Origin of the sequence: Streptomyces mirabilis, from assembly GCF_018310535.1 — a bacterium.
Classification (GTDB): domain Bacteria; phylum Actinomycetota; class Actinomycetes; order Streptomycetales; family Streptomycetaceae; genus Streptomyces.
Genome location: NZ_CP074102.1, coordinates 1,134,206 through 1,157,092, shown reverse-complemented (window position 1 = coordinate 1,157,092; position 22,887 = coordinate 1,134,206). Strand labels below are relative to the sequence as shown.

Genomic DNA, 22,887 nt, shown 5'->3' with positions numbered 1-22,887 from the left:
GCTACAGGAGCGATCGGTCGGCGAGCAGATAGCTCGTCAGCTCCTGACGCGCTTCGGCCGACTCCGGCACGGCCGCATACGTCGTGGTGATCTGCCGCCGCTTGTCGGCACCGCCGAACGACGCATGGTAGGAGTGCGGATCGAAGGCGACGAGGTCACCGGGGGAGGAGTCGACGGTGAAGGCCGGCACCTCCTCGGGCCGCATCCCGAGGCGACGCATCGGGTTCTCCATCTCCGCGGCGAACGAGTCCCAGCTCCCGCCTCTGCGGTGGGTGCCGGGAATGAACCGCAGCGCTCCGGTGTCGCCGTCGAGCGGCTCCAGATACTGGACGATCTTGAGGAGCCGCAGAGCGCGGTGGTTCCCGTCCCGGTGCCAGTAGGTGGCACCGTCGTAGCGGACTCCGTCGCCGCCGACGTAGACGACATCCGTGCCCAGCAGCCGACGTGCCACCTGAGGACACCGGTCGTCGGCCAGGAGCACCTTCTGGAGCACCTCGCTGCGCTCGGCGATCCGGGCGACGCCCGCACGCCCCTGCCGGCCGACCTGCGGGAAGTTCTCGAAGACGTCTTCGAAGGCGTCGGCGACGGCCGGCACGACGTCGATCTGCACACCGCGCAGGTGGAGGAACCCGAACGTCCTGAAGCGGGTGACCTCGGCGTCGGTCACCGACAAAGAGGTGAGTCTCATCCGATTGACACCGATCCGGAGACGTAGCGGTTGAGGAAGTAGCGACGCGTGTCGCGCTGCTCGGTCTCGGTCACCGGGTCACCGACACAGTTGAACGCCAGCTGCCGTCGTATGTCGCCGTGCCATGCCGAGTGCAGGACGTTCGTGTCGAAGACGATGACGTCGCCGGGCTCGGACTCGACGACCACCGCCGGAACGTCGCCACCGGTGAGGCCGAGGTCCTCCCCGTGCCTGATGACGTGCTGGGTCGGTTCCCCGAGCCAGCCGTTGTCGGCTCGATGTGAACCGGGAAGGAAACGCAGGGCACCCGTGTCGTGCGCGGTGGCGTCCAGGTACAGAACGAAACGCAGGAACGGCGTGGTGTAGAAACCGTCCGAGTGCCAGTACGAGTCGCCGACGAGCGCGTTGGCATCGCTGGTGATGACCTGGTGGTTGCGTTCGAAGAACGCCCCACAGATCGCGCCCACCCACGCCGATCCGGAGATCAGCCCCAGCTCGGGCATCTCGTTGAGGGCGTCGAACCTGGTGACTCTCTCGTTCGGCGTACCGTCCGCCGGCAGATCGATCAGCCGGCCGAAAGCACGCTGCAGTTCCTCCACGGTGTCCGCGGCGGCCCCCCGGAGGCGGGCGAATCCGAACATCCGCAGCTGCTGCGCGACCTCCGCCTCATCGAGTGACATGGGACCGCCCGGGTGCGGAGTGCCGAGCAGCGGACGTGAGCCAGGCCGGCCCCGCCTCGTAGTCATCCAGCTGCTCCTTGGTCCGAGGGCCGATGACCACGGCTTCGGGGCGGTAGATCTCGTGGATCTCGGAGATCCTGGCGGCGATCGCCTCCGCCCTGCGCTCGGGCGGTACCGCCCGCAGCCGAGAGCCGCCCGAGAAGAGACTGCGGACCACGAGACGGTAGTCGGCGAGGAGGCGCGTCACGTTCGTGTCCTGCGGATCCAGCTGGTCCGCCTCGCACATGACCACGCTGCCGGCGGGCAGCCTGCCGGCGATCTGCGGCAGACTCACGTCCGGCAGCAGCACACTGACGCCCACCAGATCCGCCTGCCCCGTCCGTGAGCAGTGCCTGGCGAACCCGGCGAAGTCGATGTCCGACACCCGCCTCGGCTCCGGATTGTGCACGAAGGCGACCTCGACGTGGTCCCGCCCGAGCCGCTTCAGGCTTCCCTGCAGCGACTTGGCCATTCCTTCGAGGCTGTAGTCCAGGGTGGGCAGGGGAGTGGTGGTGTCGATCCCGACCTTGGTCCAGACCGACGCGTCGCCGGGAAGGTGCGCGCCGAGGTCCTCCTCCGCTCTCCCGCGGGCATACACGGGCGAGGTGTCGAACGTGGTGAAGCCCTGGGCGATCGCACCCTCGACGAACTCCCGGCCCTCGTCCGCGTCGCGACCCAGCACCATCAGGCCGTTGAAGGACCCCGAGCAGCGCATGGTGCCGATCACCACGGACGGCTGATCTTGCATCGTGTTCATGGACAACTCACCCTTCGTGGGATTCCGAACGGCAGATCGCCATGCAGGCCAGACCGGTGGTCGGTGGTTCGCAGAACGACTGCTCGAGCGCCTCGCCGATCTCCTGCCGCGTCGCGAAGACCGACACCTGCTGAGAGCTGTCGTAGGGGCAGCGGCGCAGGAAGCCGTCCGCGGACAGGTACAGCCGCGCGGACTGGCAGGACCGGACGACCGGGCCGCGCAGCCACTCGTGGTAGTCCGACACCACTGTCCTCAGCTGCTCCGACATGCCGAAGAAGGTGTCGATCAACGCCAGGTCGCGCTTGAGGTGGGGATTCTCGAAACGGAACGTCGGCGACGGCAGCAGCGGGCTGACCTCCACCGGGACATCGGCCGTCTCGACCACCGAGACGATGGCCTTCAGGTCGTCTTCGTCCAGCTCGTATGCGGTGACATGCAGGCTCGCCCGACGGTGTCCCAGCGCCTCGAAGACCTTCGGCGTCGAGGAGATCGTGCGGCCGGTGCGGCCGATTTCGTCCGCTCTACGGCTGTCGGCGGAGACGGTTACGTGACTGAGCATGCCGGCGACACCGGCGAGGGCATCGAGTCGCGGGCCGGTCCTGGCGGCGGTGACCACCGAGGTGCGGAAGCCGAACTGAAGTGCGACGCGCACGAGTTGACGGAACTCCGGGTGGTCGGTCGGCTCGCCGCCGGACAAGCACAGCTCGTCAACGCCGAGTTCGTGGAGCCGCGACAGTGCCCGGGCGTAGGTGTTGAGGCTCAGGACGTCGCGTCCGACATCGGCCCGGAAGCAGAACCGGCAGTTCACTTCGCAGTTGTCGGCGGTCGAGACGAGTACTCCGCGGAGTGCTCCGAGGCTGTCGGTCACTGCAACCCCGTGTGGTCGGTCAGGGCGAGTTCGAGACCCACCTGGAAGAAGTCGCACATCTGCGGATCGGGCTCGGGGTTGTTCCGGAGCGAGACGTCGTTGCGGGACGGACCACCGCAGACGGCGGCGGCGGGGCACTCTCCGCACTGCTTCGCCGGCAGGAGGTTCTTGGCGGCTCCCGCCAGCAGCTCAGGCTGCTCCCGAAGCTGACTGATCGGGAAGACGAACGAGTCGTCGCGCCAGTTCAGGTCGAGGATGGAGATGCGCCCGCGGGACAGCAGAGCCGCGTTCAGGCCGCCGTCCTGCTGGATGTGCTCGTACATCTTCGGCAGGCGGGTGTCCAGGGCCTGATAGATGCGGTCGAGCGAGGAGAACAGCATGGCACCGCGGGACAGCGCCAGAAGCCGCGAACGGAACACCGCGCGGCACAGCGCCTCGCCGTCGACGTGCCAGCGGCCGGAGATCGGAATGGGGGTGTTGACGTAGATGAAGTTGATGCCGAGGGACAGCACGTACTCGACGGTGTCCGGCAGGTTGCTCACATTGACCGGCGTGGGGGTGAGGTTGCAGCCCACGTGCACCCCGGCATCGAGCAGCCGCTGGATGTTCCGGTGGATCCGCTGGTCCGCAGGCTTGCCCGACAGCAGGAACCGCTCGACCTTGTTGTCGTCCGGAGCCCCGTCGAAGGAGACGCCCACGCCGTACTTGAACTTCTTGAAGTGCTCGATCATGGGGTCCTTGATCAGGACACCGTTGGTGACGACGGTGAACTGCACACGCCCCACGCCGTGCTTCTCGGCGAGTTCGAGAGCGTACTCGTCTCCGTACTGCATGAGGTCGAACCGGGTGGTCGGCTCACCGCCGAACCACTGAATGGTGACCTCCTCCTGGCCGGCGTTCTGCTCGAAGAGGTACTCGAGCCCTTCGCGGAGGTCGGGGATGGTGATGTCGTCGGCGCCCGTGTTGGTGTCCACGAAGCAGTACGTGCAGGTCATGTTGCAGCGGTCGGTCACCACGATGCGGTATCCGCTGATCCGCGGCGGCTTTCCGGTCATCCCCAGCCCGTTGAGCCGGTCGAAGATGAGATCACGCTGAGGTGCGGCCGGCGGCTCGGAAGTGAAGCCCAGCTGTTTCATCTCCGCCAGGATCTGGGGCTCGTCGTCGCGGATCCGCTTCATCTCATCGGCGGTGAGACTCGCGCTCCCCAGGGAGACGGGATCAAAAACAATACCCTCCGCCCCCTGAGCGACAAGCAAATACTTGTTCCAGAGTCGATCGGCATCGTTCGTCACGGTGAACTCCTAAAGAAACGGAACCAGCCATGCGTCGGAACGAACCGCACAGCGAGAAGCCCGCTGCGGTGCCACCGTCGCTTGCCGATGACACCGCAGCAGGATGGATCGATCAGTCTTCTTGCGCGATGTTCGCGTCCTTCAGGACACCCTGAACGATCTCGGTGTAGTGCTTCTTGAGGTGCTCGGTGTTCTCGGACGTCGCACCGTCGGCGAGGACGATGATGCCGGGCAGCGACGGGTTGGGCGCCATGAGAACGATGCCGGGCGGGTCAAGGCTGATCGCCATGACGGCGTCCTCGACCGGCACCCACTCGATCCGCTCCTTGACGGCGTCCATCACGCTGACCTGCTTGGCCTTGAAGTCTTCGCGCTCGCCGAACCACACGCCCGACTTACCGCGCGACCCCACGGCGTCGGCGTAGATGAGGTGGTTGTCCTTCTGTTCGCGAGGTTTGGGCATTCAAACGCCTCCTAGGAAAGGGCCGCATTCGGTCCGCGCTGCCCCGGAGCTGAATTACTGATTGCTCCACGGCTTTTTGTGCGCATATTGCGACCGCTGGCGCTCACTCTCGCACGCCGGGGAATATACGTGGTCCATCCCTGGTATATTCGACGTGCGCCTCGCCTTTTCGGTATTCCCGCTCCATCGCGAGGGGGATTTCAGTGACGTGACGCGATGTGCCGATATGGGCCGGCGACGAGTACCGTCACGGTTCGTCCGTCGGTGCGGAGCCGCCCGGCAGATGATCGAGGATCCGGCTGACATCGTTGGCATCGGGCAGGCCGAGACCGGTGAAGAGTTCGTGCGCCTTGCCGAGCTGGACACGGGCGGTGTCGATGCCGCCGCGATCGGCCTCGGCCCGGCCCAGGACCATCAACGCGTAGGCGTGGTCCCGTACGGCTCCGATCTGTTCGCACCGGGCCACGGCCTCGGTGGCGTACCGCACCGCCTCGTCGTACCGCCCTGTCCTGCGGAGGGTTTCGGCGAGCCGGTACAGGGCGTGGGCCTCACGCCCCCGGATGCCGGCGGACCGGCAGACCGCGAGGCACTCGGTGTAGCGGGCGATGGCGTCGTCGAACCGCTCGTGTTCGTGCAGCGCCAGAGCCAGCACGTACAACGCGTAGGCGATCCCCGGAAGGTCGTCCATGGACCGCAGGGTCACCAGCGTCGTCTCGCAGGCCGGGATCGCCTCGGCGGCCCGGCCGCTGCGCACGCGGGCGAGCGCCGCGTTGATGGTGGTCGCCGCCTCGCCGGACCTGTGGCCGAGGACACGGGCGAGTGCGATCGCCTCGTCGAAGCACTCCACCGCCTCGTCGTATCGATGCAGGAACATGACCGCCACACCGAGGTTGTTGAGCGCCTGCCGGAGGATGACCGTGTCCTTCGTGTTCCTCGACGCCGTGACGGCCAGGCGCGCGTGCTCCTCGGTGTCGGACGGGCGGGCGGCCTGCAGGGCGATGCTGCAGCACAGCAACTGTGCCCGGCCCAGAACCCGTTGGTCGCCCCTTAGCTCGGCCTCCCGCGCGAGCTCCAGTGCGGCGGACCGCAGCCCCTCGAACCGGACGTCGGCGCAGAAGGGGCTGACCGCGATGAGCAGGTCGACGGCGGTCCGCAACTGGCCGTCGTAGGGCTCCGTCCGCCGTCCGACGGTGTGCAGCGCGGCCGCCGTCACCAGTCCGATCTCGCCGGTGATCCAGGAACGCGCCGTGTGGACGTCGCCGAAGTACAGCCCCTCGGACCGCAGCGGGCCGAGGGAGTTCGCCACCGGGTCTCCGGGCACGGCCTGCGCGAAGGCGTTGCACGCGGTGGCCAGCAGGTAGTCGAGCAGTCTGCCGAAGGCCTGCCGGGTGTCGTCCTGGTGTTCCGGCTCCGCGCACTGGGCGAAGGCGCGGAGCAGGTCGTGGTAGCGGTAGCGGCCCGGTTCGGGGGACTCCAGCATGGCGGCGTCCACCAGGGCTTCCAGCAGCTCCTCCGCCGTCTCCTCGTCCGTCGCGAGTGCGGCCGCGGCCACCGGCAGACCGAAGTCCAGGGACCCCGGGACGGCGAGCAGCCGGAAGGCGCGGGCCTGCTCGGGCGGCAGTTGCCGGTAGCCGAGTTCGAAGACCGCGTGGATCGACACGTCACCCACGCGCAGTTCCTCGATGCGTCGCTGCTCGTTGGCGAGCCGGGCGGTCAGTGTCGCGATGGCCCACCGCGGCCGGGACGCCAGCCTGGTGGCCACGATCCGGATGGCCAGCGGCAGGAATCCGCACAGCCGGAGCAGTTCGAGCGCCTGTTCCCGTTCCGCGTCGAGCCGTTCGTGCCCGATGACCGCGCCGAGCAGCGAGAGGGCCTCCTCGGGCCTGAAGGTGTCTATGCTGAGCTGTTTGGTGACCGGCAGACCGAAGAGACGGGACCTGCCGGTGATGATGACTCCGCAGCCGACCGATCCGGGCATCAGGTCCAGGACCTGCGACGCGTCACGTGCGTTGTCCAGGACGATCAGCACCCTGTGGCCGTCCAGCATCGAACGGAAGAGTTTGCAACGGTCTTCGAGGGTCTCTGGTACGGCCTCGGCGGCGACGCCCAGCGACAGCAGGAACCCCGTCAGGACGCCGGCGGGCTCGGCGGGGTTGTCGTCCGCTCCACGCAGATCGGCGTAGAGCTGCCCGTCCGGGTAGGCGTGCCGTACGCCGTGGGCCGTGAACAGGGCCAGTGAGGTCTTCCCGCTGCCGCCCATCCCGGCTATCGCCACGACGGTCGGTGCTCGCCGTCCGGGCGTCGTCAGCAGGGTGTGCATGTCGCTGACGGCGTCGGTGCGGCCGGCGAAGTCGGGAAGCAGCGGCGGAAGCTGTGCCGGAACGGGCAGCGGTTCCCGGTCCCGGGCGGCCGCGGGGAGGGGCTCGGCCGGCTTCGGTTCGTCGGGCACCGCGGGTTCCTCGACGGCCGCTATGGAGAGGGCCGGATCGTTCTCCAGGACCTGCCGGTAGACGGCGGTCAGCTCAGGCCCGGGATCGATGCCCTGCTCCTCCAGCAGCAGCTTCCTGACACCGCTGAACACCGCGAGCGCGTCGGCCTGTCTGCCCGCCCCGTAGAGCGCGCGCATCAACAGGCCGTACGGACGCTCGCGCAGGGGGTGTACGGCCGTGAGGTCCGCCAGGTCGGGAATGACCTGGCGATGGCGGCCGAGGGCCAGGTCGACGTCGAAACGTTCCTCCAGCAGAGCGATGCGTAATTCCTCGAGCCGGTCACGCTGCCGCATGGCGAAGGGGCCGGGCACTCCGGCCAGAGTCTCTCCCTGCCACAGGTCGAGTGCGCGGACCAGCCTGTCGCTCGCCTCCTCCAGCCGGCCCGAGGCACGTGCCTGCGCCGCCTCACGAGTGAGCGTTTCGGCCTGCCCCACGTCGAGCGAGGACGGGGGGACGACCAGGCGGTAGCCGTCGCCGACCGACACGAGCACGCTCGGCGTGGAGCGGTCCGGTTCCAGGAGTCTGCGCAACTGCCAGGCGTAGGTGCGGATCGTGGTGGTGGCCTTGCTGGGGGGCGTGGGACCCCACAACGCGTCCACCAGCTGTGTCTTCGACGCGGTGTGCCCCGGTCGCAGGAGCAGGACCGCCAGCATGGCCCGGAGCTGGGGTGGACCGAGGTGCAGTTCCGCGTTGCCCCGGTATGCACGAACCGCCCCGAGAACGGCGAAGAGCAGTTCTTCCGTCACCTCGCCAAGGCCCTCCTTGCCCGACCACTCCGAACGCCGTCGTCACCACCATGGTCACGAACTCACCGTGGGGATCGGCTCACGCTTGGATCGATCACCTGTGCGCTGAAGTGGCCAGCCGACCGCGGTCGGCTGGCAACCAGCTTATCAATCGCGTCGGTTCATCCTCGAAAATGTGTATACAACGTGAGGCCGCCGGAATTGCGGGGCAGGGGAGACCGGCTCCGGGGAACACATGAGCGGGTGCCCCTACGGGCACCCGCTCATGAACCGTCAGTGGTCGGCCGGACCTCTCAGACCAGTGACTCCCAGTCGACGATGCCCTCCGCGAGGTCGCGCACTCCGGCGAGCAGGCCCAGCCTGTTGGCCCGGACTGCGGGGTCCTCGGACATCACCAGGATGTTGTCGAAGAAGATGTTCACCGCGTCGACCAGCTCGCCCGTCTCCGCGTTGAAGCGGACGAGCGAGGTCTCCCCGTCGAGGACCTGCCGGCACTTGACCAGGGCGGCGTGCAGAGCCTGCTCGGCGGGCTCATGGAGCTGCTCCGGGTCGTACACCGCCTCCAGCCCGGCCGGCACGATGCGCCGTACCCGCTGGAACGCCGCGAGAACGGTGGCGAACCGGTCGTCACCCTGCAGGCCTTCCAGCTCCTCCAGGGTCCGCGTGGCCAGGCGCGGCGAGTCGCCGCGCACCAGCACCGCGCGGACGTCGGTGGTGGAGTGCCCCAGCTCGATCAGCTGCTGCTCGAAGCGGCGCAGCACGAACTGGGCCGCGTCCTCCAGATGCTTCTGCTCGACCGTGACGGCCTGGTGCTCCGCCGCGACGGCCAGCGCCTGGCCGAGCCTGATCGCGGCCAGGTCGCTCCTGCTGAGGAGGATGTTGACCACGCCCAGCGCGGAGCGGCGCAGCCCGAACGCGTCCGAGCTGCCCGTGGGTTCGGCCCCGATCGCGAAGAGTCCGACCAGCAGATCGAGCCGGTCCGCCAGGGCCAGCAGGGCCCCCGGCAGGGTTTCGGGCAACGCGTCGCCGGCGAAACGCGGCAGTTCGTTCTCGTAGAGGGCCTGCGCCACCGCCTGGCTCTCGCCCGCGCGCACGGCGTATTCGCGCGCCATGATGCCCGCGAGGCTGGACAGTTCGGTGACCATCTGGGAGCCGAGGTCGAACTTGGTCAGGGCCGCGGCCCGTTCCAGGACGTCGTGGTCCGTGCCGGACAGGCCGATGACCTTCGCCAGTCGACGGGCGATGGCCGAGATGCGGTCGGCGCGGTCCGCCATGGAGCCGAGACGCTCCTCGAACGTGAGGAGGTGCGTCTTCTCTCTCATCTCGCTCAGCGGGGTCTCCAGATCCGCCTTCCAGAAGAAGGAGGCGTCCTCGTACCGGGCGCGCAGCACCGCCTCGTTGCCGTGGCGGACGACGTCGTGGTCGCACGTTCCGTTGGCCACCGCGACGAAGTGGGGCAGCATGCTGCCGTCGGCGTCCACCACGGGAAGGTAGCGCTGGTGCTTGCGCATGACGGTGACGAGGATGTCCGCGGGCAGCGTGAGGTACTTCGGGTCGAAGTTCCCGAGGATCGGGGTGGGGGACTCGACCAGGTTGGTGATCTCGTCGATCAGCGCGCCGTACTGCTCCGTCTGGATGTGTCCGCCCACGGCCTCGGCGAGTCGCGCCGCGCCGTCCACCACGAGGCGCCGCCGCTCCGCGGCGTCCGCGAGGATTCCGTGCTCCTTCAGAAAGGGCAGGTACCCGTCGGCCGTCGGCACCTCCGCCGTGGGAGGCACCGCGTCACGGTGAACCTGCGTCGTACGTCCCGACGTCAGGCTGGACACCGTGAAAGGGACGACCCGCTCTCCCAGCAGAGCCATGATCCAGCGGATCGGACGGGTGAAGGAGAGCCGCGGAGCGTTCCACCGCATGTTCTTCTCGGAGCGAAGTCCGGTCACGACCTCCGAGAGGAGAGCGGAGAGGACGTCCTCGGCCGAGCGCCCGACGACCTGCCGGGTGAGCGCGACATGCTCGTTGGCCCCGACGGTGACGCGACCGAGGTCCGCCGGTTCGGCGCTGTTGCTCCTGGCGAAGCCGATGGCCGCCTTGGTGGGGTTTCCCTCCGCGTCGAACGCCGCCGAGACCCGGGGCCCGCGCACGGTCTGTTCGTAGTCGGCCTCGCGGGGTTCCACGCCGAGGACGGTGGCCACCACGCGTCGGGGGCTGGCGTCGACCCTGATCTCACCGTGTCCCAGCCGGGTTGCGCCCAGTTTCTCCGTCAACGCGGTGCGCACCGCCTGCGAGGTCCGGGTGACCTCGGCCGGCGGCATCTCCTCCACGCCGATCTCGACCACGAGGGTGGCCGGCCCCGGTTCGGCCGGCGGGGTCACCGTGCCCTGCTCGGCCCCGACGGGTTCCGCGGCCGCCGCCCGGCCCGGAGCCTCGCTCACCGCGGTGTCGGCCGGGGCGGAGCCGCTGCTCGACACGCGGCCCAGGGGGAAACCGAGTTCCTCGCGCCGCGCGACCCACAACTCGGCGACCTCGTGGGCCAACCCGCGCATCCGGGCGAAGGAACGTGCCCGCTCCGTGGTGGAGATGGCGCCCCGCGCGTCGAGCACGTTGAACGCGTGCGAGCACTTGAGGACGAAGGAGTACGCGGGAACGGGAAGACGCGCGTCGAGCATGCGGCGCGCCTCGCCCGCGTAGGCCTCGAAAAGGCTCCGCTGGGTCTCCAGGTCGGCCTCGTCGAGGTAGTAGCGGCTCATCTCGTACTCGGCCTGGCCGAACGCCTCGCCGTAGGTGACACCCGGCGCGTACTTGAGGTCCTTGAAGTGATTGACGCCCTGAAGCGCCATCAGGATGCGTTCCATGCCGTAGGTGATCTCGACGGACACCGGGTCGAGGGTGATGCCGCCTGCCTGCTGAAAGTATGTGAACTGGGTGATCTCCAGACCATCGAGCCATACTTCCCAGCCGAGCCCCCAGGCGCCCAGCGCTGGGGACGCCCAGTTGTCCTCGACGAAGCGAATGTCATGTGCGGCCGTGTCGATGCCCAGTGCCTGCAGACTGCCCAGGAAAAGCTCCTGCGCGTTTCCGGGCTCGGGCTTGAGGATGACCTGGTACTGCGTGTGGGTCTGCAGCCGATTCGGGTTCTCGCCGTAACGTGAGTCGTCGGGCCGGACGCTCGGTTCCACGTATGCGACACGCCACGGCTCCGGTCCCTGGACCCGCAGGAACGTAGCGGGGTTGAGCGTGCCCGCACCCACCTCGGTGTTCATGGGCTGAACGACCAGACACCCGTGTTCGGTCCAGTACTTGTTCAGCACCAGCAGTGCTTCTTGCATCGTCAACACCGAGATCATTCCTCCACGCATACGGCACATGCTCAGAGCATCTCCCGGCTGAGGCTCAGGAGACCATGGCCTGCGGGAGTCTACCAATCAGGGCGTTTCCGCTCGGCATCGCCGGGGAGCCAACGGGCGCCACGTCCGGGCCAATTGAGACCGGCCGAGCGGGCCGGCCGGCGTTCCCCCGAGTGGCCGAGACCTGTCGGCGGCCGCGCCAGGGCCCCGTCACCTCCGGCCGCGTCCCGCGGCCGGAGGTGCGCGTGCCCGGCGCCCGAACGGGGCGGAGAACTCGAAGATCTAGGGAATCCACTAGTCTTTCCGGGCCGCCGTTCTGCCAGTCGATTTTCATGCGACCATGAGTGTGGACGTTTATGCGGAACCTTTCCCTTCCTGCCCAGTCTATTCAGTTCATAGTGTCGGCGGACGGGAAATCGAGGCTTGACTGATCGAATGTTGCTCTCTACGGTTCAGCCGTTCGGTCATCCGGACGTGAAGTGAACGCATTACATCCCCTGTGCTTCCTCTCGTCAGGTGGTTCGGTGCCTGTAGTGGATTTCGTCCGGGCATCGCTTTTCGGTGATTTCTTGGTGTGGCTCGACACAGTTCTCTGGTTACAGAATCCGATCCACGGATGCGAAGAAGCCCCTGCGAAAGAGAGAAGTCATGGAAAACTTCGACGACATCGACATTTCCGACCTGTCGGAAGAGGAGCTGGACGACATCGTCGGCGGCCAGTTCGGGATTTCCCTCACCTGCGTCATCTGACGATCTGAAGTCCGCGGTCCGTCCGCCGAGGGGGCCTGCGCTTCTTCGGCGGACGGGCCGACGGCTCACGTCCGGACGTCCTGTCGCGGGCAGACAGGCCAGTGACTCACAACGGGAAGGGACTCATGCCTGGCGATTCGCGTTTCAACGCCGAGGCGCTCGAACACCATCGCAGGAGCGATGGCCTTGGACCGGTCTTCGGTCACGCTCCTGCCGTGACCCGGCCCAAGGGAGCAGCCGAGCGGATCACGGCGGTCCGCGAGCGGTTCAGACGACGCACACGCGGAGCGCGGCTGCAGGTCTGCTTCCAAACCCAGGTCAGCGACTGCGGTCCCGCCGCTCTCGTGACCGTGCTGCGCCACCACGGCGTGGACGTGTCCCTCGACGAGATCCGCGCGCGTGCGGGTTCCGGACGCAATGGCGCATCGGCCCGCACCCTCCTGGAGATCGCCCGCGAATACGGCGTCAAGGGCCGCGGCGTACGCGCCGGCACGGAAGCCCTGGCGCGGCTGTCCCCCGGTTCGATCCTGTTCTGGAACTTCAACCACTTCGTCGTCCTGGAGGGAGCCGGCAAAGACCATGTGGATGTCGTCGACCCTGTCCATGGACGCCGCAGGCTCACCATGGCAACGGTCGCCGAATCCTTCACGGGCGTGGCCCTGGAGTTCGAGCAGCCGCTCGAAGCCGGCTCCGGCCGGCGCCGACGCGGCAGTGAACTCCCCGGCCCCTGGCACCGCTTGGGGCAGTTTCTGCCGCACGGCCGGGAACTGGCGCTGATCCTCGCCTCCTCCGCCGGACTCATGGCCTTCGAACTCGCCCTGCCGCTCACCGCCGGATTCCTGGTCGAACGCGTCCTCGGCAACCGGTCCACCGGCGGAGCGTGGACGGCCTGCGCCATCCTGGCCGGTCTGGTCGTCCTCTATTTCTCCCTGTCAGTGGCGCGATCGTTTCTGGTCACCAGGCGCCAGGCCGTCATCGAGAAACGGCTCACCCTGGGCATCGTCGGGCATATGGCGGACCTGCCCTACGACTTCTTCACCGTGCGCAACTCCGGTGATCTCGCGCTACGGGTCCGCACCAGCAACGTGCTCGTCCAGGTCCTGAGCCTCACCGCGGTCTCGGCCCTCTTCGACAGCCTGCTCATCGTCGTCTATCTGATCGCCATTGCCGTCGCGAACCCGCTCCTGTCGCTTCTCGTCACCGTGCTGGTCGTCGTGCAGACCGCCATCCTCGTGCTGACCTGGCGCCGGCAGACCGGACTGAGCCAAGAAGTCCTCGAACGCCAGACCAAGGCCCAGGAGGAACTGGTGGAGATGCTGGAGAGCATCACCACCCTCAAGGCCGCCGGCATGGACGGCCGGGCGGTGGAGCGCTGGTCGCACACCTTGGTCCATGAGGTCAACAAGCGTCTGAGCGCCCGCCGCAACCTCGCCCTGTTCGCGTCCCTCAGCCGCACGCTGCAGTTCGCCGCGCCCCTGATCGTGCTGGTCGCCGGGATCTGGCTGGTCCTGAGCCACCGCTACTCGCTCGGCGAGGCCATGGGCTTCATGACACTGACGATCGCCCTGTTCATCCCGCTGGAAGGCCTCTTCGACGCCGGCTCCCAGCTGGCCGCGGTCCGGCCCACCCTCGCCAAACTCGACGACGTCCTGCGAGCGGCCCCCGAACCGCGGGGCGCCTTCGCCGGGACCGGCGTGGCCAGACCTGGCCGGATCAAGGCCGAAGCGGTCGGCTTCCGCTATCCGGGGGCTCCGCGGCCCACCCTCGACGGCGTCAGTTTCGAACTCGAACCAGGGCAGTTCATGGCCGTCATCGGCCGTTCGGGCTCCGGGAAGTCCACCCTCGGCATGCTGCTGGCCGGACTGTACACACCCACCGGGGGCACCCTGACCGTCGACGGCACCGACCTGGCCGAACTCGACCGGCCCACCTACCGGCGGCGCATCGGCTACGTCAACCAGAACGCGCACCTCTTCGGCGGCACCATCCGGGACAACATCCTCTTCGGCGGCGACGACATCAGCAAGTCGGATCTGATCACGGCGGTCGGGCTGGCGCACATCCACGAGGAGATCGAAGCCATGCCCATGGGGTACAACACCCTCGTCGCCCCCGGCGGCCACGGGCTGTCGGGCGGACAACGCCAGCGGATCGTGCTGGCCCGGGCGCTGGCGAAGAAGCCCGAACTGGTCATCCTGGACGAGGCGACCAGCGCCCTCGACCCGGCTCTCGAGGAATCCATCATGCGGGGGCTGCTGGACGCGGGAATCACCGTCGTAGTCATAGCCCACCGCCTGACGGTGATGGACGAGGCGGACCAGGTCGTCGTCATGCGCGACGGACGCATCGTCGAGGCGGGTTCCCCCGCCGTCCTCAAGGAGAGCGGAACGGAGTACCTGTGCCTCGCCTGACGGCCTCACGGGTGCGTACCCCGTTCCCCCTGACCTACGAGCAGGAGTGGTTCCACACCAAGACCCTCTCCAGCGGCTGGTCCCACAAGAACACTCAGCTCGCGTTCGAGATCCTGGGCGGCCTCGACACGGACGCCCTCGCCGCGGCCGTACGAGCCTTCGTGGTCCGGCACGACGCCCTGCACCTCCAGATGGATCCGGTGCCGGGCCCGCACCCGTTGCAGTGGACCCGGGGCATCGAGGCCGAGGAGGAAGTCGTCCGACGGGTGAAGGTGAAGGCCGCCTCGCCCGCACAGTTCTCCCACTACGCCTCGGTCCTGCTGTCCCGCGACTGCGTCACCCCGTGGTCGTACGGCACACAACGGCCGTTCGTCATCAGGCTGCTGCGCTACGACGAGAACCACCACGCGCTGCTGGCCACCTTCCAGAACCTCGTCTTCGACGGCCGGGCCCATCACCTCTTCGGGCATGAGGTCTGGCGCGACTACCAGACCCTGCGCGACGGCGGGTCCCCGCCGGACACCGCCCCCTCGTTCGCCGACGCGGCGGTCCGGCAGCGGGAGCGGACGAGCGAGCGGCTGCGCGAGCAGGCGCAGGCGAACTGGCGGGAACGCCTGGCCTTCATGACCCGCGTTTCCTGGCCCCGGACCGGCCCCGCCGAGGCCGACACCGCGGAAGGAGGCATGGTGAGCGCGGAACTGCCGGCCGCGACGGTCACGGCGCTGCGTGGTCTGTGCGCCGAGTTCCGCTTCACCGTCCTGCAGTCGGCGGTCGGGTTGTTCGTCACCGCACTGGCCACTCGAACCGGCATGTCCGAAGTGGGACTGTGGACCTCGATGGACTCGCGTGCGTCCCGAGACATGGACGTGGTGGGCATGTTCGCCGGCTCCTGCCCGCTGATCCTGCGCGACGCCGGCGCCGACGCCTTCTCCGTGCGGACACAGGTGCGTGATCAACTGCTCAACGGGCTCCGGCACCAGAGGCTCGACGCCGAGGACCTCACCGCGCTGACCAGGGAGGCGGAGGAGACCGGCGGCGCACCCGTCAGCCGCGACATCTACGTCAACCTGCGCCGGTTCGAAGGGAACTCCGCGGTCGCGGACGACATCGGCGGTCTGCGCATCACGGCTGACGCCTACCCGCTGCACAGGATCACCTTTCATGACACCTTCGCACTTCACCTCCGGTGCACGGAGTTCCGCGACCGCCTGTGCGTCGACCTCCTCTACGACGGGCACCGGGCCGACCGCCGGCTGGCACGGTCGGTCCTGGACGACATGCTCGCCGGCCTGGCGGCCACCGTGCCCGCCGGATGACCGGGCAGGAGCCGTGAGGGCCGTCCGCCTCCCCGCCGTACCCGATTCCGACCCACGCCCCCCAGCAGAGAAGGCGCCATGTCCGACACGCCGATCGACGAGGTACTGACCGCCGTGAGCGAGGTGTTCGGCAGGCCGGTCGTGCCCGAGGACGATTTCTTCGCCCTCGGCGGCGACTCCATCACCGCGGTCGAACTGAGCCTCCGTCTGGAGGAGAGCCTGGGCGTCGAGGTCGATGTCGAACTGGTCGTCAGCCTCCCCGACCTCGAGGCACTCGCCGCCGCGCTCGCGCAGCCCTCTCCCGCCTCGTCGACAGCCAAGCACTGAGGAATCATGAAGCCTTATCTCTGGGACCCCTGGGCCACCGCGCGGACCCACCCGGACCGCATGGCCGTGATCGCCGACGGCGAGCAGAGCACCTACGGCGATCTCACCGGCCGCGCGGACGCCCTGGCCCGGGGGCTGCGCGCCCACGGGATCCCGGACGGCGCGGTCGTGTCGACCGACATTCCCACCGGACCGGCCTTCTTCGCGCTGGCCCTGGCCGCGCTGCGACACGGCTTCGGTCTCTTCCCCATCGACCGTGAGCTGCTCGGGATTCCCATGGGACCGTCCCTGCTCGATTCGGTGTCCACCGCCGTACACATCAGTGCGCGGCCCTGGGCCGACGGAGCCGCCCTGCCCTGCCCGGTCGTGACCGACACGCAGCTGACGGCCCGGACGGACGGCCCCGCCACGCCCGCGACGCCGCCGGCCGCGGGCCGCCTCGTGTTCGCCACCTCCGGTACCACCGGACTGCCGCAGGCCGTGGCGCGGACACGTCCGCGCAGGCCGTACCGCGGGGTCGCGGTCGTCGAACGCTACGGCGCCGGAGTCGGCCGGGGCCCGCACCTGATGGCCAACCCCACCTACCACTTGGGCACTCTCGGCCCCGCCCTGTACGCGCTGCAGGCGGGCAGCACGGTCGTCGTCCAGCGAAGCTGGTCCTGCGACGCCTTCACGGAACTGGCGGACCGTCACCGTGCGGACAGCGCCATGCTCAGCCCCGACCGCCTGACCGACCTCGTCGAGGCCGGCGCGGCACCGAGCCACCCCTTCCAGGTCGTCTTCCACGGCGGAGCCGCCTGCCCACCCGGGGTCAAGCGCGCGGCCATCGACCTGTTCGGGCCGGTCCTGCACGAGTACTACGGCACGTCCCACGGTGTCATCACCGAGATCACCACGGCGGAGTGGCTGGCCAGGCCCGGATCCGTCGGACGGCCCCTGCCGGGGATCCGCGTCGAGATCTCGCGGGAGGGCCGGCCCGTGCCCGCGGGCGAGACCGGGGACATAGACATCCGGCTGCGGGCGGCCGACCGGGATCCGACCGACACCGGCGTGCTGAAGACCGGGGACGTGGGCCATCTCGACGACGAGGGATATCTGTTCGTCCTCGGCCGGGCCGAGAGCCCGCGGGAGATCCGGATGGCGCGACTGGAGCACGACATCCGGTTGCTGCCCGGAGTCACCGACGCCGCCGCCCTCGACGGCGCCGGCGACCGACCGGTGTGCTTCGTGGAACACGGTCACGGTGCCGACTTCCAGGACCCGGTGCCCGCCATCGAGGCCACGGCGGAAGAACTGGACCTGCCCTGTCCGCGCGTCGTGCTCGCGGTTTCGGGCTCCCTGCCCCGTACGCCCAGCGGCAAGCTGAGGCGGGCCGATCTCGGCGTCCTGGCCCGGAGCGCTCCGCGTGGCCCCCGGTAGCGGAGGACCGGCCCACGACTCCGTCACAGCCACCGGATGGCTCCGGCACCACGCCCGGCAGCGGGCGGAAGCCATCGCCCTGACCAGCTGGGACGAAGGGGAGATCCGGCGCCGTACGACCTTCGGGGAACTGGACCGGCTGGTGGACACCGTCGCCCGCGCGCTGCGGGGCCTGGACGCCGAACCCGGACAACGGGTGGTCCTGGTGCTGCCGAACGACGAGACGTTCGCCGCCGTCCTGCTGGCCGTGATCGGCACCGGACTCGTCGCGGTTCCCGCCCCGGGCCCGCGCACGATGCGCGCGGAGGCGTTCGAGCAGCGACTGCGTGCCATCGTTTGGGACTGCTGCCCGGCTCTCGTGATCACCACGGAAGCGTGGCGGGACACGGTGCGCCCCGCGCTGGAGGACTCCGCCACGCGGGTCAGGATCCGCACCTGGGAGGAGCTGCCGGCGGTCGCCGCCGCCGTGCCGGAGCGCGGCGGCGCGCCCGACGTACGGGTGAGCCCGCGAACACCCGCCTTTCTCCAGTACACCTCCGGATCGACCGGCTCTCCCAAGGGCGTCGTCATCGATCACCGTGCCCTGCGGTCGAGTTGCCGCCAAGCGGCCGTCTGCTACCGCGAGAGCCCGGCCGACGTCGCCGTGACATGGGTGCCGCTCAGCCACGACATGGGTCTGATCACCGGAATCCTCAGGCCGCTGTTCAGCGGATACGAGTCCGTGCTCCTGCCGACCGAGCGCTTCGCCCGCCGTCCGGCGGAATGGCTCTCCGCTCTCACCGTCTGCCGCGGCACGCTGTCCAGCGCTCCCGACTTCGCGTACGACCTGTGCGCGCGCAAGACCACCGACGACGAGATGGCCACCCTGGATCTGCGTGCCTGGCGGGTCGCGCGCAGCGCGGGTGAGGTGGTCCGCACCGCCACCGCCGAGCGGTTCGCCGCCCGGTTCGCGGCAGCGGGGTTCCGGGCCGAGGTCCTGTGTCCCTCGTACGGGATGGCGGAGGCGACCCTCACGGTCACCGCCACCACCCCCGAACTCCCGCCGCTCCGCCTCGCCGTCAGCACCGAAGCACTGCGTGCGGGCCGCGCGGTCCGCGCCGCGCGGGGAACCCCCTCCACCACCCTGCTCTCCTCGGGCGGCCCGCTGCCGGGAACCCGGGTACGCATCGGCGACGGCCGCCAGGACCCGCACCGCGTGGGAGAGATCCACATCCGGGGCCCGCAACTCTTCAGCGGCTACTGGCGCAAGCCGGTCCGGCGATCCCGTTGGCATCCCACCAGGGACCTCGGGTTCCTCGACGGCGGCCAGCTGTTCGTCCTCGGACGGACGGACGACGTACTCGTGCACCGCGGCCGCAACTTCCACCCGGCGGACATCGCCGCGGCCTGTGCCGCCGTACCGGGCCTCAGACCGGGGCGGTGCGCCGCCTTCACCGTCGAGGACGAGGCGGCCGGCGAACTCCTGTGCCTGGTCTCGGAAGTGACCGGCGGCTCCGGCGCACCGTCCCCCGCGCAGGTGGCCGCCCAGGTACGGCGCCGGCTCGCCCAGGTCCTCGACCTGTACGTCTCCGAGGTCGCCCTGCTGCCCGCCGGCGGCCTTCCCGTGACGACCAGCGGCAAGGTGCGGATCTCCGAGACGAAACAGCGCTTCGAGCGGGGCGACCTGCCCGTTCTCCGGCCCCACGTGCCCCGGCGCACATCGTCCGAGCACAGAGAGGAACGCACGACATGACCATTGCGCACTCCACGACACTGTCCCGGTGGGTCGGCGACCCGGCGGCCTTCGCCGCCGACCACTGGCGCCGCCGTCCCGGTGTCTTCACTCCCGACGGCTCCCTCGTCAGTCCCTTCACGCCGGCCGACGTGGACGACGCCCTCGCCAGCGGCTTCCTGCACGAGCCCTACCTGGAGATGACCGGCGCCGAGGGTCCCCTGCCCACCGACACCTACTTCTCGGCACGTTCGGTCCGAGGCGTCTCCCACCCGGGGTTCGCCGACCAGAAGAAGATACGGGGACTGATCGAGCAGGGCGCGACCCTGCTCATGCACCGGGTCGACCAGTGGCACCGCCCCACCCGCGATCTGCTGGCCCGCCTCTCGGCCGAACTCCAGCGGCCGGTGGAGGCGTTCTGCTTCGTCACCCCGCCCGGCGCCCAGGGAGCTCCACTGCATCGCGACGACGCCGATGTGCTCGTTCTCCAACTGGCCGGCAGCAAGGACTGGCGTGTCTACGAGGGACCGGCGAACGGTGAATGGCGCGAGGGGAGTGTGGAAGGGGAGAAGCCGGCGGAGGTGCTGCGCGCCACCGTGCACGCCGGGGACGTCCTGTACATCCCACGCGCCTTCGCCCACGAGGCAGTCGGCAGCGACGGCCTGTCCGTGCACCTGTCACTGACGATCCGTGAGGTCCACAAGGGCGATCTGTTCCGCAGCCTCCAGAAGCTCACGGCCAGGGCGATGAACGTCGAAGCGCGTCCCCTGGACGACGAAGCCGTCCTCGCCGCCGCCACCGCCATGCTCGAGCACGTGAGCAAGGCACTGGCCGGTCTGACCCCTCAGGACCTGGTGGACCACGCGAGGCGGACCAGGCTTGCCGCCCTGCCCGATCCCGGTGCACCGGTCTCGCTCGGTGACCTGGCCGCCGGATACGCCGATCCGCGGTGATCCGCGCGTCCCGACGCCGGAGGCCGCACCGGTCGCCACCGGGCGTCCGGAGCCGTGCTGACACCGGGCACCGGTCCGAGGACCCCGGCCGGCCCGTCGTCGTAGCGGCCCGGGGACCGGACGGTCCGCCGGCGCCCGGTGCCGCTCCGCTCGCTGCACCCGGGTGCGGGCGGCGCCCGCACTCATCGATTCCGCACTGATCGTGCGCTGATCGCCGTGAGCCAGTATGGCCGTAACCGAACAGGTCGGGCGCGTGCAGCGCTCCATGCCCAGCGGCGCCTACGACAAGTCTGCCCTGCGAGTCGCCGTCGATCGGGCCGGCAGGGTGCAGTCGAAAGCCACAGGAGCACGAATGGGTCATTCTGCGCTGACAACGGACAGAGAGGTCTTGGTTTTTCTCGACCGCAAGCACCAGATGCAGTACGGGAGTCCGGAATTCTTCCGACAGTTCGGCGGGTCGGGCGAGGAACTGTACGGAAAGCCGTTTCGCTACCTCATAGAATCGGACCTCCGCGAGGCTCTCGACCGCGACCTGAACCAGCTGCTCGTCGGAGACCGGGACCAGTTCAGTCACCGCATAGCAATGCGGCGACGGTCTGCCACACCGCTCAGGGCCGTGCTCACGGCGACAGCCCTGTGGGGTAGTTCGCCGAACAGGGCCGTGGTCATACAGCTCTTCCACCCCACGGACCCCGCCGGGCCGAAGACCGTCAGCGAGAGTCTGGTCATCGGTGAGATGGCGGCGAAAATCCTCGAAGGAACCGCGGCAGGATTGACATCAGAATTCCTGGCCTCACGTTTATTCATCAGCCCCAAGACCGTCGATTACCACATCTCGCGCATGCTCCGGCAGTTCGGCATGCCGAATCGGGTGGCGCTGATCGCGCTCGCCTACTCGACGGGAATACTGCAAATCAATTCGTGGCCGCCCCGGGTCGCCGATGAGTTCATAAAATAGGAATCCGGATGAGTCTATGCCCTGCCCCTCGTCTGACACGCGGCCCGTCATCAGGACGCGTCGCCATTTCCCCGGATGGTCCTTGTTTCTCGTAAGGGGGTAGGAGTGGAGCTCATGCGCAGAGCGTGGCAGGGCGGCGGAACGTCCCGTTCGGACGCCGACCCGGACGCGGGGGTCGAGACCGGCCCCACTCAGCTGAATCTCTTAGGGCCGCTCGAGATCCTCGTGTCCGGTGTCACCGTGTCCCCGGGAGGAGCGAAGCCGCAGATCCTCTTCGCCTACCTGTGTCTCCATGCCAACCGGCACGTCTCGGTCGACAACATCATCGAGGCCGTCTGGGGAGAGGCACCACCCTCGAGCGCCAAGAAGAACATCCAACTGTACGTGAGCCGCCTGCGCCGGCAGTTCGCCTACGCGACCGGCGTCCGTCTGATCACGACCAGCGACGGGTACCAGCTCACGGCCGAGTCCGATCAGGTCGACCTGGAGCGGTGCCAGCAACTGTGGCAGCTCGGCCAGGAAAGCCTCCACAACGGTGCGCCCAAGGAGGCCGGCAGGCTGCTGCGCGAGGCGATCCGGCTGTGGCGGGGCAAGCCTCTGAGCGGCCTCACCCACACTCTGGTCATGCAGGCCGAGGCGGCCAGGCTGGAACAGTTCCGGCTCGGACTGCTGATGAAGTACTTCCAGGCGCAGCTCGCGGACGGTCAGCACTTCGAGATAATTCCCGAACTCCTCGCCACGGTCGCTGATCATCCGCACCAGGAACGACTGCGCGCGGATCTCATGATGGCCCTGTGGCGGTCCGGCCAACGCCACGCCGCGCTGGCCACCTATCGCGAGGCGTACCAGCTGCTCGCCGACGACCTGGGAATCTTCCCCGGACGGCAGTTGCATGCGCTGCACCAGGCGATCCTGGCCGACGACGCGGACATCATGGGTGGCCTGACGACGGACCGGAGCGTCGCTCCATGACGTCGTTCACGGCCCGCGGGAAGGCGCTCCCGTCGCGGAGGCGGCCGTCGCGGCATTGGGCACAGCAGCCACCGATTCACCGCCTGACCTGCACATTGATCACCCGTTGATCACGGCCTGCCAGCATGGCCAATCGCTGCGGGCCCGGTGGCACGCGGCGCAGAACTCACCAGAACGGATACATAAAGTGAAGCGATGCAAATCCGGCGTTCCGCTGCGTCAGTCCCTGCTTGCCGCCGTCCTGGCGCTGCCGTTCATCCTGGCCGCCGTCATCGTCGGTTCCCCCGTCGACGGAGTGGCGAACCACCCGTCGTCCGGCACGGTGAACCACCACCACCGGGCCGAGGACCCGGAGAAGTGGAACGGCACGGGGTCGAGATACCACGGGCCCTCCTCGTGACCGGCCGGCGACGGGCGGTCGACGCAGGCGATCGCCAGGGGTGACCGTCGGCCGGGGGCGGCGTGACGCAGCCGGGGGCGGGGCGCGGACTCACCCCAGGGGTGTGCGGCGACCACCGCATCCTCACAACCGTGGCACCACGTTCACAGCCGCCGCGTCCACCGGGCCGGACCCCGGATGACCGCCGGCCGGGACCGGACCCGTCCGCACGCCACGTGACGCCCCCGGCGTGGCCCGATTCCGCGCTGCCGATCCGCCGCACTCACCCGCGGACCCCCTGCTCACCCGGGCCTGCGGCGACCCG

The 22,887-nt window shown here is 69.0% G+C and carries 17 protein-coding genes; 9 read left to right on the top strand and 8 right to left on the bottom strand.

Annotated elements, in window-relative coordinates:
* Nucleotide 1: 1 nt before the first annotated feature.
* The 8 genes from SMIR_RS05310 to SMIR_RS05275 form a co-directional block, all read right to left on the bottom strand.
* Nucleotides 2-688 carry a phytanoyl-CoA dioxygenase family protein gene (locus SMIR_RS05310; protein WP_168497234.1) on the bottom strand — a complete coding sequence of 229 codons (687 nt, stop codon included), beginning with the start codon at nucleotides 686-688 and terminating at the stop codon, nucleotides 2-4.
* Nucleotides 685-1,368, bottom strand: a complete 684-nt coding sequence (locus SMIR_RS05305; RefSeq protein ID WP_168497236.1) for a phytanoyl-CoA dioxygenase family protein — start codon at nucleotides 1,366-1,368, stop codon at nucleotides 685-687. Before SMIR_RS05305 ends, SMIR_RS05310 begins: the two co-directional genes overlap by 4 nt.
* Nucleotides 1,355-2,164 carry an aldo/keto reductase family protein gene (locus tag SMIR_RS05300; RefSeq protein WP_168497238.1) on the bottom strand — a complete coding sequence of 270 codons (810 nt, stop codon included), beginning with the start codon at nucleotides 2,162-2,164 and terminating at the stop codon, nucleotides 1,355-1,357. Before SMIR_RS05300 ends, SMIR_RS05305 begins: the two co-directional genes overlap by 14 nt.
* Nucleotides 2,165-2,171: 7 nt before the next feature.
* Complete coding sequence (locus SMIR_RS05295) at nucleotides 2,172-3,032, bottom strand: radical SAM protein (protein ID WP_168497240.1); 861 nt, start codon at nucleotides 3,030-3,032, stop codon at nucleotides 2,172-2,174.
* On the bottom strand, nucleotides 3,029-4,324 hold the full coding sequence (locus tag SMIR_RS05290; protein WP_249938372.1) for a radical SAM protein: 1,296 nt from the start codon (nucleotides 4,322-4,324) through the stop codon (nucleotides 3,029-3,031). Before SMIR_RS05290 ends, SMIR_RS05295 begins: the two co-directional genes overlap by 4 nt.
* A gap of 112 nt (nucleotides 4,325-4,436) precedes the next feature.
* Nucleotides 4,437-4,787 carry a hypothetical protein gene (locus SMIR_RS05285; RefSeq protein WP_075029623.1) on the bottom strand — a complete coding sequence of 117 codons (351 nt, stop codon included), beginning with the start codon at nucleotides 4,785-4,787 and terminating at the stop codon, nucleotides 4,437-4,439.
* A 247-nt stretch (nucleotides 4,788-5,034) separates the two neighbouring features.
* Nucleotides 5,035-8,022, bottom strand: coding sequence for an AfsR/SARP family transcriptional regulator (locus SMIR_RS05280; protein WP_248003229.1), 2,988 nt, complete (start codon nucleotides 8,020-8,022; stop codon nucleotides 5,035-5,037).
* Between the two features lie 293 nt (nucleotides 8,023-8,315).
* Nucleotides 8,316-11,348: a glycine--tRNA ligase gene (locus SMIR_RS05275; protein WP_249938612.1), complete on the bottom strand. Its 3,033-nt coding sequence runs from the start codon at nucleotides 11,346-11,348 to the stop codon at nucleotides 8,316-8,318.
* A 983-nt stretch (nucleotides 11,349-12,331) separates the two neighbouring features.
* Between SMIR_RS05275 and SMIR_RS05270 the strand changes: the two genes are divergently transcribed.
* From SMIR_RS05270 to SMIR_RS05230, 9 genes are all read left to right on the top strand, one after another.
* Nucleotides 12,332-14,527 carry a peptidase domain-containing ABC transporter gene (locus SMIR_RS05270; protein ID WP_168497245.1) on the top strand — a complete coding sequence of 732 codons (2,196 nt, stop codon included), beginning with the start codon at nucleotides 12,332-12,334 and terminating at the stop codon, nucleotides 14,525-14,527.
* A complete protein-coding gene (locus SMIR_RS05265; protein WP_212726677.1) occupies nucleotides 14,515-15,843 on the top strand; it encodes a condensation domain-containing protein in 1,329 nt (442 codons plus the stop codon). Before SMIR_RS05270 ends, SMIR_RS05265 begins: the two co-directional genes overlap by 13 nt.
* Nucleotides 15,844-15,921: 78 nt before the next feature.
* Nucleotides 15,922-16,170 (top strand): acyl carrier protein, encoded by a 249-nt coding sequence (locus SMIR_RS05260; RefSeq protein ID WP_168497248.1) that lies wholly within the window; start codon nucleotides 15,922-15,924, stop codon nucleotides 16,168-16,170.
* Nucleotides 16,171-16,176: 6 nt separating this feature from the next.
* Nucleotides 16,177-17,589 (top strand): class I adenylate-forming enzyme family protein, encoded by a 1,413-nt coding sequence (locus tag SMIR_RS05255; RefSeq protein ID WP_168497250.1) that lies wholly within the window; start codon nucleotides 16,177-16,179, stop codon nucleotides 17,587-17,589.
* Complete coding sequence (locus tag SMIR_RS05250; protein WP_168497252.1) at nucleotides 17,576-19,321, top strand: AMP-binding protein; 1,746 nt, start codon at nucleotides 17,576-17,578, stop codon at nucleotides 19,319-19,321. The genes SMIR_RS05255 and SMIR_RS05250 overlap by 14 nt, the downstream gene beginning before the upstream one ends.
* Nucleotides 19,318-20,253, top strand: a complete 936-nt coding sequence (locus tag SMIR_RS05245; RefSeq protein ID WP_168497254.1) for a JmjC domain-containing protein — start codon at nucleotides 19,318-19,320, stop codon at nucleotides 20,251-20,253. The genes SMIR_RS05250 and SMIR_RS05245 overlap by 4 nt, the downstream gene beginning before the upstream one ends.
* A gap of 226 nt (nucleotides 20,254-20,479) precedes the next feature.
* Nucleotides 20,480-21,211 carry a helix-turn-helix transcriptional regulator gene (locus SMIR_RS05240; RefSeq protein WP_168497256.1) on the top strand — a complete coding sequence of 244 codons (732 nt, stop codon included), beginning with the start codon at nucleotides 20,480-20,482 and terminating at the stop codon, nucleotides 21,209-21,211.
* Nucleotides 21,212-21,325: 114 nt separating this feature from the next.
* Nucleotides 21,326-22,183 (top strand): AfsR/SARP family transcriptional regulator, encoded by an 858-nt coding sequence (locus SMIR_RS05235; RefSeq protein WP_168497258.1) that lies wholly within the window; start codon nucleotides 21,326-21,328, stop codon nucleotides 22,181-22,183.
* Nucleotides 22,184-22,370: 187 nt separating this feature from the next.
* Nucleotides 22,371-22,583 carry a hypothetical protein gene (locus SMIR_RS05230; RefSeq protein ID WP_168497260.1) on the top strand — a complete coding sequence of 71 codons (213 nt, stop codon included), beginning with the start codon at nucleotides 22,371-22,373 and terminating at the stop codon, nucleotides 22,581-22,583.
* Nucleotides 22,584-22,887 lie beyond the last annotated feature (304 nt).